The sequence below is a fragment of the Klebsiella sp. I138 genome (assembly GCF_051131765.1).
Lineage (GTDB): Bacteria > Pseudomonadota > Gammaproteobacteria > Enterobacterales > Enterobacteriaceae > Klebsiella.
Map to the genome: position 1 here is coordinate 1327687 of NZ_CP180447.1, position 14346 is coordinate 1342032.

Annotated in this window: 14 protein-coding genes; 7 read left to right on the top strand and 7 right to left on the bottom strand. The window is 55.9% G+C overall.

All coding sequences use genetic code 11. The features are described 5' to 3' along the window. The first annotated feature begins 215 nt into the window (after positions 1-215). Genes ACMYSK_RS06185 through pgtA form a run of 3 tightly spaced genes read left to right on the top strand, consistent with a single transcriptional unit; the run spans position 216 to position 4706 of the window. Positions 216-1472 (top strand): ABC transporter substrate-binding protein, encoded by a 1257-nt coding sequence (locus ACMYSK_RS06185; RefSeq protein WP_434641069.1) that lies wholly within the window; start codon positions 216-218, stop codon positions 1470-1472. Continuing rightward, complete coding sequence (gene pgtB / locus ACMYSK_RS06190; protein WP_434641071.1) at positions 1469-3472, top strand: two-component system sensor histidine kinase PgtB; 2004 nt, start codon at positions 1469-1471, stop codon at positions 3470-3472. The genes ACMYSK_RS06185 and pgtB overlap by 4 nt, the downstream gene beginning before the upstream one ends. Further along, the gene (gene pgtA / locus ACMYSK_RS06195) at positions 3462-4706 is read left to right on the top strand and encodes a two-component system response regulator PgtA (RefSeq protein WP_434641073.1); all 1245 of its coding nucleotides are present in this window, start codon (positions 3462-3464) and stop codon (positions 4704-4706) included. Before pgtB ends, pgtA begins: the two co-directional genes overlap by 11 nt. A gap of 11 nt (positions 4707-4717) precedes the next feature. Here pgtA and ACMYSK_RS06200 read toward each other — a convergent pair whose 3' ends face one another. Together ACMYSK_RS06200 and ACMYSK_RS06205 are read right to left on the bottom strand one after the other, a co-directional pair. Next, the gene (locus tag ACMYSK_RS06200) at positions 4718-6043 is read right to left on the bottom strand and encodes a uracil-xanthine permease family protein (RefSeq protein WP_434641075.1); all 1326 of its coding nucleotides are present in this window, start codon (positions 6041-6043) and stop codon (positions 4718-4720) included. A gap of 56 nt (positions 6044-6099) precedes the next feature. Continuing rightward, a complete protein-coding gene (locus ACMYSK_RS06205) occupies positions 6100-7224 on the bottom strand; it encodes an aryl-sulfate sulfotransferase (protein WP_434641077.1) in 1125 nt (374 codons plus the stop codon). A gap of 199 nt (positions 7225-7423) precedes the next feature. Here ACMYSK_RS06205 and ACMYSK_RS06210 point away from each other — a divergent pair, with 199 nt between their 5' ends. Beyond that, entirely contained in the window at positions 7424-8452 is a 1029-nt protein-coding gene (locus ACMYSK_RS06210; protein ID WP_434641079.1) for a LacI family DNA-binding transcriptional regulator, read from the top strand. A gap of 31 nt (positions 8453-8483) precedes the next feature. On the opposite strand, the gene ACMYSK_RS06215 is transcribed toward ACMYSK_RS06210, so the two are convergent. From ACMYSK_RS06215 to ACMYSK_RS06225, 3 genes are all read right to left on the bottom strand, one after another. Next, positions 8484-9032, bottom strand: coding sequence for a DUF924 family protein (locus ACMYSK_RS06215; protein WP_434641081.1), 549 nt, complete (start codon positions 9030-9032; stop codon positions 8484-8486). Positions 9033-9064: 32 nt separating this feature from the next. Continuing rightward, positions 9065-9676: a maltose acetyltransferase domain-containing protein gene (locus ACMYSK_RS06220; RefSeq protein ID WP_434641082.1), complete on the bottom strand. Its 612-nt coding sequence runs from the start codon at positions 9674-9676 to the stop codon at positions 9065-9067. A gap of 205 nt (positions 9677-9881) precedes the next feature. Beyond that, positions 9882-10463 (bottom strand): nuclear transport factor 2 family protein, encoded by a 582-nt coding sequence (locus ACMYSK_RS06225; RefSeq protein WP_434641083.1) that lies wholly within the window; start codon positions 10461-10463, stop codon positions 9882-9884. Positions 10464-10572: 109 nt separating this feature from the next. Here ACMYSK_RS06225 and ACMYSK_RS06230 point away from each other — a divergent pair, with 109 nt between their 5' ends. Then, positions 10573-11457, top strand: a complete 885-nt coding sequence (locus ACMYSK_RS06230; RefSeq protein ID WP_434641085.1) for a LysR substrate-binding domain-containing protein — start codon at positions 10573-10575, stop codon at positions 11455-11457. Between the two features lie 8 nt (positions 11458-11465). Here ACMYSK_RS06230 and ACMYSK_RS06235 read toward each other — a convergent pair whose 3' ends face one another. Next, positions 11466-12689 (bottom strand): MFS transporter, encoded by a 1224-nt coding sequence (locus ACMYSK_RS06235; protein WP_434641087.1) that lies wholly within the window; start codon positions 12687-12689, stop codon positions 11466-11468. 223 nt (positions 12690-12912) lie between these two features. On the opposite strand from ACMYSK_RS06235, the gene ACMYSK_RS06240 reads away from it, so the two are divergent. Next, positions 12913-13287, top strand: coding sequence for a winged helix-turn-helix transcriptional regulator (locus ACMYSK_RS06240; protein ID WP_434643925.1), 375 nt, complete (start codon positions 12913-12915; stop codon positions 13285-13287). A gap of 110 nt (positions 13288-13397) precedes the next feature. After that, on the top strand, positions 13398-13760 hold the full coding sequence (locus ACMYSK_RS06245; protein WP_434641089.1) for a hypothetical protein: 363 nt from the start codon (positions 13398-13400) through the stop codon (positions 13758-13760). 140 nt (positions 13761-13900) lie between these two features. Here ACMYSK_RS06245 and ACMYSK_RS06250 read toward each other — a convergent pair whose 3' ends face one another. Beyond that, positions 13901-14218 carry a putative quinol monooxygenase gene (locus tag ACMYSK_RS06250; RefSeq protein WP_434641091.1) on the bottom strand — a complete coding sequence of 106 codons (318 nt, stop codon included), beginning with the start codon at positions 14216-14218 and terminating at the stop codon, positions 13901-13903. Positions 14219-14346 lie beyond the last annotated feature (128 nt).

Genomic DNA, 14346 nt, shown 5'->3' on the forward strand with positions numbered 1-14346 from the left:
AGTTAGTTTGACCTTGTTAACAGTATGATTTTAATGACAGGGGTATGCTGTTAATTATCCTGTGAGATTAAGCTGGTTGCAGATATTTTTCTGGCATCATCGCTTTCGTTCTGGGCCATGAACCTTTTTGTCACAAATCGTCGTGCGATATTATTTAATCATCTTCTGGTTTTATGAAAACGATCACAAAACCATTTCAGTATAAAGGGCATCTGATGAAAAAACGGTCAAACAAACGACAGCGAGGATGTATTATTGGACTCTTAGTCAGTTTCCTGACGGTCTTTTCAGCCGAGGCTAAAAAAAATGAGCTGGTGATTGCGACCACCTTTTCGCCCGATGCCACGGCCTATATCATCAGTCGCTGGCAGACTCAGCCCCAGTCGGTCATCATTCGGACGCTGAACCGGACTAGCGCATCGCTGGAACAACTGCTGGATGGCGCCGGGGGCGAAAATATCGATCTGGTGCTGACCTCTTCCCCGATGCTGTTGCAGCATCTGCAGGAGCATCAACGGCTGGCCGCCTACCCGGATGCGCCGGCGCAGTCGCAGCAGCTGGTACCCGCATCGATCCGCAGTACCGCTGTTGCGGTGGCCATCTCGGGGTTTGGCCTGCTCATTAACCAGCGGAATCTCAGCGAGCGCCATTTGCCGCTGCCCACCAGCTGGGACGATCTTATGCAGGCGCGCTATCAGGGAACCTTGCTGATGAGCAGTCCCTCCCGCTCGGACACCAACCATCTGATGGTCGAGTCGCTGCTACAGCAGCAGGGCTGGAATCACGGGTGGGAAACCATTCTGAGCGTTGCGGGAAACCTGATCACGATTTCCAGCCGCAGCTTTGGTGTGGCGGATAAAATCAAAAGCGGCTTAGGTTCGGTCGGCCCGGTTATCGATAACTACGCCAATCTGTTACTCGACGATCCCAACCTGGCGTTTCACTATTTTCCGCACTCGGCCGCATCGCCCACCTACGTGGCGCTGATCCGTAATAATTCGTACCCAACGGATGCCCGACATTTTATTCAGTTTTTGCTAAGCCCGGAAGGGCAGCAGGCGCTCTCGGATACCAATACCGGAAAATACTCTATCATTCCCGACCCGGGAAATACGCCGCGCGCGCGCCAGCAGCATCAGCTGCTGAGTGAACCCTCTCTCAACTATCAGCTGATCCTGCAACGCCAGCGGCTGGTGCAAAAGTTGTTTGATACCGCGATAAGCTTTCGCCTGTCGCAGCTGAAAGACGCATGGCGGGCGCTACACAATGCCGAGGCCCGGCTTAAAACGCCGCTGCCGGAGGTTCGCGCGCTGCTGACCGCCATGCCGGTGAGCGAACAGCAGAGTAGCGATGAGCACTATCTCCGGCAGTTGGATAATAAAGATCAGGCCGAGCAGCTGATGATGGAGTGGCAGCTCTTTTTTCAGGAGCAGCAGCGCCAGGCGATCGTCAAACTGGAGAACCTGAAATGAGGTTGCCCGGCTTTATCAAAAACCTGACCATCAGCGCCAGCCTACGCGGTGCATTCCTGACCGGTGCGCTGCTGACGCTGGTCGTCAGCGGCGTCAGCCTCTACTCCTGGCACGAACAGAGCTCTCAAATTCGCTATGCGCTCAACGACTATTTCCCACGGATCCAGACCTCGTTTTTGATCGAAAATAACCTCAACACCCTGGTCGATCAGCTTAATGAATTCCTGCTGGCGGCAAATACCACATCGCGCCTGCAGTTACGTAACCAAATCCTGCAACATCTGGATGACATCGACACGTTAAGCCAGCGTCTTGATATGCCGGAGCGCCAGCAAATTGAGCTGACCCTGCGCGACAGTCGTCAGCTTCTCGCCAGACTTGACCGCTCGCTCTACAACATGTTTATCGCCCGGGAGAAGGTAAACGAAATTACCGCGCGGATTAACTGGCTGCATGATGACTTCACTTCGGAGATGAACTCTCTGGTGCAGGACTTCAGTTGGCAGCAGGGGGCGCTGTTAGATCAGATGGAGGACAAGCAGGGCACGAGCGTTCACCGTCTGCAGGCTAATCTGCGGGCGGTACAGGGTGAACAGCAGCAGGTCTATACCCTGGCACGCATCGAGAGCCAGATTATCAGCGACCTGCGTGACAGGTTGACTGAGGTCCAGTCCATCACCGAGGGAGACGGTAACGTTGAAGGGCATATTCGCTACCTGACCTATCTCAAACAAACCGCAGATGAAAATATGCATCTGCTGGAAGGTTATCCCAGTACGATAACCCTGCGGCAAACCATCGATGAACTGCTCGACACCGGCATCGCGGAAAATAAAATGCCGGCGGCGATTCGGGAATATATTGAGGCGCAACAGGCGTTATCGCAGGTGACGCAAGCCAAAGACACCACGCTGGCGCGTTTTCGCGCTCAGCTGGAGTCCCAGCTCAGCGACAGCCACAATAAAATGCGCACATTTAATCAGCGTCTGGAACATACCATGTGGTTTAGCGGCAGCCTGATTCTGATTGCCACCCTGTTGGCGCTGGCCCTGGCGTACTTGCTCAACCATTATTTTATCCGCTCACGGTTGGTTAAACGCTTTAGCCAGCTTAACCAGGCGGTGGTGCGTATTGGGCTGGGTGACGTTAACGCTGCCATTCCCGTGTATGGCGAAGATGAACTGGGGCGCATCGGTAAACTGCTGCGTCATACCCTGGGGCAGCTCAATCAACAACGTCTGCTGCTTGAGCAGGAGATAGCCGAACGCAAAAGGATCGATACCCATCTGCGTACGACCCAGGATGAACTGGTTCAAACGGCCAAGCTGGCGGTGGTCGGGCAGACAATGACCACTCTGGCTCATGAAATTAACCAACCGCTGAATGCTCTGTCGATGTATCTCTACAGCGCGCGGACCGCCATTCAGAATCAGCAACCGGCCAGTGCCAGCCAGATGCTGAGCAAAGCGGAAGGGCTGATTGGCCGAATCGATGCGATTATCCGCAACCTGCGGCAGTTTACCCGGCGTTCGGAGGCGGATGCGCCCGCGAGCGTCGTCGACCTGCGCCGCGCTTTCGTTTCCGCCTGGGAACTACTGGCCCTGCGCCACAAACCGCTGCGCGGCGTGTTGAATCTGCCGTCAGATATGCCGCAGGTGCTGGGTGATGAAGTCCGTATTCAACAGGTGCTGGTCAATGTGCTCACCAACGCGCTGGATGCAGCCCAGGAAGCGCCCCGCATTTGCGTCGAATGGACCTCTACCGCTGAGGGCTGGACGGTAACGATTGCCGATAATGGCTGCGGCTGGCCGCTGGCGCTGGCGGAGTCGCTGCTGAAGCCGTTTGTCACCAGCAAGCAGCTGGGGCTGGGTATCGGCCTGTCGATCAGCGAATCATTAATGATACAGATGGGAGGGCATTTGCGGCTGGCGTCGACGCTGGAAAATCATGCCTGTGTTGTTTTGCAATTTTTACCCACGGAAATAAGCCATGCTCACTGATCACCATAATATCTTGCTGATTGACGACGACAGCGATGTCCTTGATGCCTATACGCAGCTGCTCACCCAGGCCGGGCACCGGGTTTATGCCTGTTGCGATCCGCTGACAGCGCAGGACCTGGTGAGCGAAGCGTGGCCCGGTATTGTGCTGAGCGATGTGTGTATGCCGCACTGTTCCGGAATCGATTTGCTGAAGATCCTGCATAAACACGATCCGCATTTGCCGGTGATGTTGATTACCGGGCACGGTGATGTCCCGATGGCGGTCGAGGCGGTAAAGAAAGGCGCATGGGATTTTCTCCAAAAGCCGGTCAACCCGGAGCAGCTGTTAGGCCTGGTTGATAAGGCGCTGGCCCAGCGCCAGTCGCAGGTAGTCCGCCGGCAGTGGCAAAAAGAGCAGCTGGAAGATAATCTGATTGGCCGCAGCGAGTGGGTGATTCAGATGCGGCAAACGCTCCAGCAGCTGGCTGAAACGGATGTTGCCGTCTATTTTCACGGAGAACGGGGAACCGGGCGGACGCTGGCTGCGTGCTATCTGCATCGCCTTAGCGCTCGCCGCGACCGGCCGATTGTATTCGGTGATATTCTGGAAGGCCAGGAGGCTCCGCTGCAGGCATGGTGTGAGCAGGCGCAGGGCGGCACGCTGGTCCTGCGCAACCTTGAGTTTCTGACCCAGGCGCAGCAGCTGACCCTGGCCCATCAGCAAGGACAGGATGAACCGCCGTGCCGCCTCGTTACCACGGGACTTCAACCGCTCATTACCCTGGTGGGTAATACTCGCATCATTCCGGACCTTTATTACTGTTTCGCCATGACCCAGCAGTTTTGTCCGCCGCTCTCGCAGCGCCTTGACGATATCGAGCCATTATTCCGGCACTACCTGCAGCAGGCCTGCTTGCGCCTGAATCATCCGCTGCCTGAAGTACCGCCAGCGCTGGTAAAAAAGCTGGTCACTCGTCACTGGCCGAATAACGTGCGCGAGCTGGCTAATGCAGCCAAGCTGTTGGCCGTGGGGGTAATGCCGTTGGCCGAAATCTCCAACCCGCTGTTGCATCAGGTTGAGCCTGTGCAGCTTGACCAGCGAGTTGAGGATTATGAACGGCAGATTATTATTGAGGCCCTGAATATTCATCAGGGCCGAATCAACGATGTCTCGGAATACTTGCAGATCCCGCGCAAAAAGCTCTATCTACGAATGAAGAAGTTTGGCTTAGACAAGCACCATTATCGCTAATCCAGCGCGACCTAATGCTTTACCCGGGCAGTAACCCGTTTTTCGCTCACTATAAAGAGCGAATTGACGATGATAGCGGTCAGGGTGCCGGCCGCCATACCATTGCCCAGTAGCATCTGCACCACTGACGGGAAATTCTGATACAACCCAGGGATGAGAATCGGCAGCATTCCCATCGCCAGACCGGTGGCTAATGCGTAGGTTTTCCCCGGCGTATGCAGCGGTTCGCGGGCAATCATATCGATGCCGATAACGCCGATGATACTAAAAACAATCACCGCCGTACCGCAAACTACCGGCCCAGGGAGGCAGGTGGCAAGGCGAACCAGTGGGGAAAGCAGTGCTATCATGATCAGCAGCAGTCCCGCCATTGCCGTGACGTGGCGGGAGCGGACGTTGGTGGTACGCACCACCCCGATATTTTCCCCCGAGGTAATGATCAGCGAAGTACCAAACATCCCGCCCAGCAGCGAAATAATGGCGTCACCGCGAATCGTCCGGGGGATTGCCTTGCGCACATCCTGCGTCGAGTTGACGATCTCCGCGGTAGCCATCGTTTGCCCGGCGGCCTCAGCCATTGAGATAACAGCGTAGATCAGTAACGGTAGCGACGCGGTGAGATTAAAAACGGGCCAGCCGAACGGGAATAGCTGCGGCAGGCTAAACAGTGGCCCGTTGCTGACCTGGCTGAAATCGGTACTGCCCAGTGCCACGCCCAGCAGGGTGCCGGCCAGTAAGCCAAACATCACCGACAGCTGACGGAGGATCCCGGTAAATGCGAGGGCGAAGATAAGCGTAATCAGCATGGTCGCCAGCGCCAGAATAATGTTGGTTGGCTGTGCAAAATGACCGCTGCCTGGTTGCCCGATAATCAGTCCGCCGTACAAACGAATAAGGTTAATGGAGACCATCAACAGCATAATTCCGATGATAAATGGCGGGAAATGGTGGAGGAAACGGCGGAAAACGGGCAGGGCAATAAAGTAAAACAACGACGTTAAGATGACTGCACCAATCGCCGTCTGAATAGAGGTCTGTAACGCAATCGCGATGAAAATGGCAATTGGCGCGCCGCCCGGCACCATAATAAAAGGCAGCCGAGCGCCGACGTTGCCGATACCGAGGCTTTGCAGTATCGCCCCCAGGCCGCACATCAAAAAGGTCGCGCTCAGCAGCGACGTCGTGACGGCATCGCTAAAATGCAGCGCCTGGGCGATAAGAAATACGGCGGTGATTGGCGTTGCGGCCACCACCAGGACATGCTGAAGCGCGAGCAGCAGCCGGGTTTGCCAGGACAGGGCTTCGTTATCAGATATGTTCGAGCCAGAACGCGACATAAATGCCTCCCAAAGAGGTCAAAAAGTAGCCGTCGGCGTGGGCCGACGGAGAACGGTTATTTCAACCAGGGTACTGCGTCGGCAGCATAGCGGTGCGCGCGGAACGCGCTGTTCTGCTGGCCAGGGATAATGCCCTGACTAAGATGTTCCGGGTAGGTGTTGAAGAAGGGAATGATGTATTCCCATACCGTTTCGCCCTGCGGCGTCACTTCGAACAGGCGGCCAAATGCCGATTCACAGATAAAGGTATTGCCGTTCGCCAGACGCTGAGCGCTTCCCATGTAGGGCGAGAAAAAGGCGGGCGGGAAAATATCGCGGTATTGCCAGGTGATAGCCTGCGTGCGCGGGTCGAACTCCAGCACCGTTGAGTGCGGGGAGGTCACGCCCTGGCGCAGATTGCCATTATCGAATACCAGAATGGTGCCATTCGCCATCTCGACCGGGGTATGTTGCTGGGCGACAATATCCGGACCCGCATGCCAGACAACGCTGCCATTCTCTTTTTCTACCGCAATGACACCGGAGGTGGTGCGCAGGCTCATCAGCACCAGGCCATCATGAGTGACGGACAAACCGTTGATCATCGGCCAGTGGCGACGGTCGAAGATCGTATGTATCGGATAATCTTCCGGCGCCAGATGCTCCCAGGCGCGCCATTCCCATACGACTTCGCCATCGCGGTTGACCTCTTTGACGACATCGCTCTGAATGATGCCATCTGGCGCATCGCGGCGCGGGTCACCGCCGGTGATTCGGGCTGCTATCTCCGCCGGCAGTGGCGCGGCTGCGGTGTACAGCAGATGACCATTTTCCAGCCACTGCGCGTCGTGATGATGAAATATATCTTCGTAATGCCACACCACCTCGTTATCGGGCGTGACTTCATAGAAATCGCCGCCGTGCCAGAGATCCCAGGCCGGGTAGAGATTCGCCGAAGTACGATGGCTCCCGTTATAACCCAGGTTTCCGTTGGGCAGCAGCACCGCATCGCGCCCGGCGCGTACCGGAAGCTGCCACTGGTGCGCCACTTCTCCCTGCTCATCGATCAGATAGACCCGGCCCTCCGCCGTCTGCGGAGCGAAAAGGGTATAGCCGCCAAAGCTTTTCTCCCTGTTGGCGAACGTTAAGCCGCTCGGGCGGCGCCCGAGGGTAAAAGCAGGATCCTGAGATAAGTGTGCCACGTAGCCTCCTGAAAAACCGATTTGCCGTAAAAATTGTTCATTAAAACGTTTTAATGAAGAAACATTAGATAGGAATGGTCGTTTCAGAGCTATGGAGGAACGGCACTTTTTTAATATGATTTCGTTATGTCATAGTGCGGAAATTCATACCCTGGAAATGTGCTAACCTGAGCGTAAAATCCCAGGGAACGCCAGGACTATGTCTGTTCACGAAAAAAAACGCGCAAAACTCATCGACGTAGCCCGTTACGCGGGCGTGTCGCCAGGGACCGTCTCCAATGCGTTGCACAATACCCGCTTTGTTGAGCCTGAGACCCGGCGGCGGATCGAGGAGGCGATTCAGGCGCTCAACTACACCCCTAATATCCGCGCGCGCCAACTGCGCACCGGGAAAACCAATACGATTGCGCTTCTCTCTTCTCTGCCGCTGACGATTGCTTCCGGGGCGTCAAAACTGGGCTTTATGATGGAAATTGCGCTCACAGCGGCGATTATGGCGCTGGAGAAGCAGCACGCGCTGATCCTGGTCCCGCCGGGAAAGAACCCACTGGATATGGTGACGTTTGACGCCGCGATTTTGCTTGAACCCGCGGAAAATGACCCTCAGCTACGGGCGTTGGAGCAGGCCGGCATACCCTGCATCACTATTGGTCGTACGCCGGGTACGCCCACGCCGGTTCCGTGGGTAGATCTGCATTCATCGGCAACGGCTACGCTGCTACTGACGCACCTGCAAATGCAAGGCGCAAAACAATGTGCGCTTTTTGTCGGCACAACGCGTCGGGCCTCAACGTTGGAAACGCAAGCCGCCTACCAACTGTGGTGTGAATCCCGGCAGGTACCCGTCATCTATTATCTTAATGAAGAAGAGGGAGAAACCGCCGGCTATCAGGCCGCTCGTCAACTCCTGCAGGATAATCCCGCGGTCGATGGCCTGCTGGTGCTGGTCGACACGTTTGCCAGCGGGGCGGTTCGCGCCTTTCATGAAACAGCGACCGCGATCCCTCAGAGGATGCGCATAGCCACCCGTTACGACGGTATTCGCGCCCGGGAATCTCAGCCGCCACTCACCTCGGTAAATATGCATCTGGATGAGATTGCCCGCCAGGCGGTGACGCTACTGTTTGCGGTGCTGGCCGGGCAAAACGTCTCTGGCAGCCGTGGCCAGATGCCGGATCTGGTTATCAGATCCTCAAGTCGCATGTCCGATTGGGCCGAGCCGCTTTGAATGATGCCCTGGACCGGTCACCCGGGCAGAGCTAGCGTTGCTGATTAAGCCAACGGCGCTCTTCCGGCGTTGATATTCTGCCAAGCGCCTGGTTGCGATACGGATAGCGGCCAAACTGGTCAATTACCTGCTTGTGCTGTATTTCTGCGCTGAGCGAGCGTCTGCTCGCGTAGCGTCGGTAAAGGACGAGTGCGGCGTCGTGGATGCGCGCGGATTCCGAATGCATGAAGGGCAGTAGCGCAAAATCGCGTCTTTCAATGGGAAGCGGGTCGAAGTCGGGCTGTTTGACCAGCTCCTGCGCCAGGACCAGCGCCATACCGTCGGCGGCAAACGAAAGCGGGCTGTTGCGAAACAAATTGCGAGAGAACTGATCGAGCACGATGATTTCCGCAAGCCGGCCGGAGGCACTGGTGCGCCAGTCGGCCAGCTCCCCACGGACGGCAGCCTGATGCCAGTCAACAAAACGGCCGCGAATTTGCTCATCAAAACGCTCGTTTGCGCAAAACCAGCGTTCGGGTGCGGTTTCGTCAAACCAGAATCTCAGGATTTCCTGGGCATCTCGCGCTGTGTTAACCGACATCTTCCGCTCCTGTTCTGCACTTCCAACGGGTTTTACTCCGTGTCCGCGACCGGCTGCGGTAAACCCGCCAGCGCATTCTGCCGGTCTTGCTCGCCGATGGGGCGCAGTACCCGGCAGGGAACGCCGGCGGCCACGACGTCGGCAGGAATATCTTTCGTTACCACGCTGCCGGCACCAATCACGCTGTTGCGCCCGATGGTCACGCCAGGGTTAATGATCGCGCCGCTGCCAATCCAGACATTGTCTTCCAGCGTGACGGTTTGTGAAAACTGCTGACCGGTGATGCGGATCGTCGGGTCAATCGGGTGCCCGGTGGTCGAGATCGTGACGTTGGGGGCAATCATGACGTTATTACCGATAATCACCTTGCCATCATCGACAACCACCAGATTAAAATTGGCGTAGAAGTTATCACCGATGCTTATCTGACTGCCGTAGGCCACGTGCAGCGGGGGTTCAATCCATACGTTCTTCCCGGTGCGGCCCATCAGCTGACGGATTAGCGCCACGCGTTTTTCCGGTTCAGCGGGCGATGTATGGTTAAATTCATAAGCCAGCGTTTTGCCTCGTAGCCGCTCCTCTGGCATCCCTTCACCCATATCGGTATACAGGTAGCCACCGGCGAGTCTTTCCCTTTGCGTCATTATTTTGAGATCCTGTGCGTTGCTAAAGTAGGGGCTTACGCATCTGGCCTGCGAGTCATCCCGCGTCCGGTCAAGGCCAGTGGTCGAGGGTAGGGTCGTCACCAGGGTGATAAGCCAAAGAATCAATGAGGGCTATGAAAGCCACTTTCTTATACATATCACGGATTTGTGGTAAAAATCGAACCTAATATTGCGGATATTTCACTCAGGCCTGTAGCCAGCGTTTTGCTTCGGCTTTCATCTTCGCTTCCAGTTCACTGCCGCGGGTAGCAAATATCCGTCCCAGCGGAAAACCGCTCTGCTCAAGCAGATAAGCCAGCGAAGCATATTCCCGCGGGTACTTCTTCGCCACGGATTGATCGATGTCGATCGGGCCCAGCGGAAAGGTAAAGGTGCCCATATCGTAAACGCTCTGACGATGGAACAATTTCCACTCCCCGTCTCTTTTTTCCGCCAGATCGTAAAAGCGGTTATGACACTCGCAGCCCAGGTTGAGTTTGACATTCTCAGCGATAATCATGGCGTTAGTTTCAAGAATCGCTTTGCTCCCGTTGGTGCTGAAGGTGATGACGGGCGTACCAATAAGATGTTTCGTGCGCAGGTCGGATTCCCCCATGCGCATGGAACCTTCGACAAAATCGCTTGCCAGCCCTTCAAACCAGGTAATTTCTATCGTGCCATCGGGGTGGAACAGATTGCGTAACGCCGCCCATTCGCTGAGGTCGCGATGCATCCAGCCATTGACCAGATCGTTGAGTTGTTGACGGTCTTGTTGTTGATTGTGCATAACGTGAGCTCCTGTAAGTTAACGGCCTTCAGTTTGCAGATCGCCAGAGTTAAACTCAAATAGATAGATCTGACTGAACAATCATTTTAGATGATGAATGGAGGGACGTATGGAACTACGCCATCTACGTTATTTTCTGGCCGTGGCAGAAGAAGGGCATTTCGGGCGCGCGGCCGAGCGGCTGAATATTGTGCAGCCCGCATTAAGCATGCAGATCAAAGCGCTGGAAACGGAACTGGGCGGGGCGCTGTTTATTCGCACCAGTCGCCGTGTCGTTCTCACCGACGCCGGAAAACTCCTGCAGGCGGAGGCGCAGCGTACGCTGGACCAGGTCGCACATACCCGTCTGACCGTTGAGCGTTCCTTGCGCGGTGAAACGGGCCGCGTTCGGGTAGGGTTTGCCGGCAATGCTATCTTCAGCGGAAAGATGATTAACGACCTGCGTCAGTTCCGAAAGCGCTATCCGGATGCGGAGGTACTGGTTGAGGAGATCGGTGCCCAGCAGCAGGTCGCGGCAATTCTTGCCGGGCAGCTGGATATTGGCTATACGCCAGATAATAGTACAACCAGCACGCCGGCTATCACCACGCATCAGGCTGGTCGCTGGGAGATGATGGTGGCGCTGGCAGACGATCATCCCCTGACCGCTCATGCGCAATTAACGGTGGATATGCTTGCCGGAGAGCCTTTGATTCTGCACGACACTCACGATAATCACGAGCGCCTTTATCTGATGCTGGGCCAGATGCTGGGGAACCAACTGCGCATTGCTCACCGTTCGGGGAGCACTCTGAGCGTACTGGCGATTGCCGCCGCTGGCCTGGGGTTGGCGCTGATTCCTGCGCCGTTGCAGCAGGTGACAATTCCCGGCCTGGTCTATCGCCGGCTCAGCACTCCGGAAGTCATGGCGAATCTGGTGATCATCGGTCGCACCGTTGAGCCAGGCAGCACTGTCGCGGCCTATCTCGCGCTGGCCACTCGCCCACAAACGTAGACGGACGGTTATTTTTTCTGTAATGCCAGCCAGAAAATCAGCGCCGCCGCGCTGATACCCGCGCCCGCCCAACACACCGCATACCAACCCCACAAGGCATAGCATTGTGTGGCCACCACGGCACCGAGCGCGCTGCCTGCTGAGTAAAAGCACATATACGCGCCGACCAGGCGACTTTGCGCGTCAGGTCTGGCAGCAAATATCAGGCTCTGGTTAGTCACGTGGACCGCCTGAACGGCGAAATCCAGCAAAATGACCCCGAGGACCAGCAGCAGCAGGGAAGTTTCGGCCCTGGCAATAAAGACCCAGGAAAAGAGCAGTAATGCCAACGCAATGCCAGTGACGCGCTGGCCGGCGCCCTGGTCAGCCCAACGTCCGGCCTTTGATGCGGCCAGAGCACCGGCAATACCCGCCAGGCCAAACAAACCGATCTGCGTGTGTGAAAGCGATTGAGCGCTGAGGGGCAATACCATGGCGGTCCACAATATGCTGAATGCGGCAAAAATCAGCAGGGCAAAGACCCCTCTGACACGCAGCGTCTGCTCTGTCATCAGCAAGTGGAAAACCGAAGCCATTAGCGTCCGGTAAGTACCTTCCATGGGTTTTTTCCGGGGGGCAGGGATCGCTTGAGAAAGTACGCCGGCCAGCAGCAACATCAGGCTGGCTGCGCTCAGATACACCGCGCGCCATCCGGCAAGATCGGCAATGACGCCCGAAGTAAGGCGCGCCAGGAGGATACCCAGCACTACGCCGCTGGTGACTATTCCCACCGCTTTGCCGCGTTGAGTCGGGGCGGCTAACGAAGCGGTGTAAGCCACCACGATCTGCACGACGACCGCCATGATCCCGACAACTGCCATGGCACCGAGGAACATCAACCAGCGCTGTGACAACCCCGCGATCGTCAACGCACTCGCCAGCAGTATTAGCTGGGCGATCGCCAGATATTTGCGGTTAACGAGATCGCCGAGCGGCACAATAAACAGCAGACCTACCGCATAGCCAACCTGGGTCATGGTGACCACAAATCCGATCGCCCCGGGCTGTACGTGCATGCTTGCCGCCATTGAATCCAGCAGAGGTTGCGCAAAATAGACGTTAGCGACGGCCAGCGCCGCGGTGAGTGCAAACAAAAAGGTGAGCCAGGGAGTTAACCGTGGTTCTGCCCGGTCAGTATCCGCTGCGCTGTACGCTAATGCTATTTCCTCTTTCAGGCCAGGCTTCGTCTTCATGATAATTTCCTGTTGAGATTTTGGTTTCTTTTAAAAACCAGATTGGCGATTTTTATCAGTGATGGTTTTTTTTTGCAACCGATTTTGATTGCGATTATTCTGGTTGCAGTTCAATTCACGCAATGCATGAAGGTGGTGGCGAATGGCAAAGCAGAAATCCCTTACCGACGGTGAATGCCCTGTCGCCAGGACCCTGGAGGCAATTGGCGAGCGCTGGTGCATGATGATCATTCGTGAAGCCTTTGACGATGTCCGGCGCTTCAGCGAATTTCAAAAAAACCTCGGCCTGGCAAAAAACATTCTCGCGTTACGCCTGAAGCAGTTGGTCGCTTTGGGGGTATTCGAAATATGCCCGGCGTCCGACGGTAGCGCTTACAAAGAGTACGTGCTTACCGAGCGCGGTCGCGCCGCATTCCCCATTGTGGTAGCCATGCGGCAGTGGGGGGAGCGCTATATGTTTGAGCAAGGCGGGGTGCACTCGGTATTACTGGATAAGGCCGCGAATCAGGAGCTGTTACCGCTCGAAGTTCGCTCCGCCGGGGGCAAAACGCTGGCACCGCAGGACTGCTATCGGCGACGGGTGGTGAAAGGTGAATAGGGGCTGAGAATGAGGATCTGACGGTGGGCTATACTCACACTTCTTCCCCGGAGTGACGGCCGTACCGTATTTCCGGGCACTGTTTATCCCAAGAAGTGAGGTCATGCCTGATGGATCCTGACATTAAGGGGGGAATTGATATTGCGATGAAAGTTCCCTCGCACCAGTACCAACAGACGGTTGATTTTTACCGGCAGACGCTCAGATTGCCGGAGATTACGGATAAAGCGCCCGCTACCGGTTTTATCCTTGGCCCAAACCGGCTGTGGATCGATGAAGCACCAGCCCTGAGCCAGGCGGAAGTCTGGCTTGAGCTATTCACGCCAGATTTTATCGCAACGGAAAAGTATGTAGCCCGCCAGGGCGTGGTCCGCTGCGACGCCGTTGAACCCTTACCGGAGGGGTTTAAAGGGGGATGGATTATGAATCCCTGCAATATTGTCCATATGCTGCGGGAACCTGAAGCCTGGTAATCCCGCGTTTCCGACGTACGTCGGATGCTGATTTCCCCCTTGAGCGGGTATCATGCGCAAGAGGCCGTTCGGGCCTCTGTGCATGTGTTGTTACCTTACTCAGCCCGGACCGCCGGTATTCTTCTACAAAACGAACGGGTTTACAGTTTAGTCAATCGCTGCACGTTCAGGCTTTCCAGCTTGCCATCCAGAATCTCCAGAAAATCATCGTGATAGGGCATGGCGACATGTTTTTTCAAATCGTCCTCCGATTTCCAGCGCTCGATAAAGATAAACGATACGTTACCCCGGTTGCTGAGGTCGCGGACATCAGGAATCGCGTGACTTTCGTGCAGGTCGTATTGCAGGCATCCCGCTTCCTGATGTGTAGGGGAGACCATTGCCCTGGCAGCATGACGGATCGTATCGATAAATTCCGGGAAGGGGGTAAGGGTGGCAATAATGTTGACATCACTCATTGAGGCGCCTTTTGTTCAACGGGGATAAACCTGGGGTATTTGAGCCAGGGGGTGAATTATTCAGGGTAGTTAAGAACCGTGCGTTGTTCCAGCCGGAGTCTGTTGTGTCAACCTGCCACCAGACGGCA

Excerpts from the sequence above, each read along its gene's own strand:
- pgtB (WP_434641071.1), top strand. The coding sequence starts at position 1,469 with ATGAGGTTGCCCGGCTTTATCAAAAACCTGACCATCAGCGCCAGCCTA.
- ACMYSK_RS06240 (WP_434643925.1), top strand. The coding sequence starts at position 12,913 with ATGATCATTCGTGAAGCCTTTGACGATGTCCGGCGCTTCAGCGAATTT.
- ACMYSK_RS06215 (WP_434641081.1), bottom strand. The coding sequence starts at position 9,032 with ATGTCGGTTAACACAGCGCGAGATGCCCAGGAAATCCTGAGATTCTGG.
- pgtA (WP_434641073.1), top strand. The coding sequence starts at position 3,462 with ATGCTCACTGATCACCATAATATCTTGCTGATTGACGACGACAGCGAT.
- ACMYSK_RS06245 (WP_434641089.1), top strand. The coding sequence starts at position 13,398 with ATGGATCCTGACATTAAGGGGGGAATTGATATTGCGATGAAAGTTCCC.
- ACMYSK_RS06220 (WP_434641082.1), bottom strand. The coding sequence starts at position 9,676 with ATGACGCAAAGGGAAAGACTCGCCGGTGGCTACCTGTATACCGATATG.
- ACMYSK_RS06210 (WP_434641079.1), top strand. The coding sequence starts at position 7,424 with ATGTCTGTTCACGAAAAAAAACGCGCAAAACTCATCGACGTAGCCCGT.
- ACMYSK_RS06235 (WP_434641087.1), bottom strand. The coding sequence starts at position 12,689 with ATGAAGACGAAGCCTGGCCTGAAAGAGGAAATAGCATTAGCGTACAGC.
- ACMYSK_RS06250 (WP_434641091.1), bottom strand. The coding sequence starts at position 14,218 with ATGAGTGATGTCAACATTATTGCCACCCTTACCCCCTTCCCGGAATTT.
- ACMYSK_RS06230 (WP_434641085.1), top strand. The coding sequence starts at position 10,573 with ATGGAACTACGCCATCTACGTTATTTTCTGGCCGTGGCAGAAGAAGGG.
- ACMYSK_RS06225 (WP_434641083.1), bottom strand. The coding sequence starts at position 10,463 with ATGCACAATCAACAACAAGACCGTCAACAACTCAACGATCTGGTCAAT.
- ACMYSK_RS06185 (WP_434641069.1), top strand. The coding sequence starts at position 216 with ATGAAAAAACGGTCAAACAAACGACAGCGAGGATGTATTATTGGACTC.
- ACMYSK_RS06200 (WP_434641075.1), bottom strand. The coding sequence starts at position 6,043 with ATGTCGCGTTCTGGCTCGAACATATCTGATAACGAAGCCCTGTCCTGG.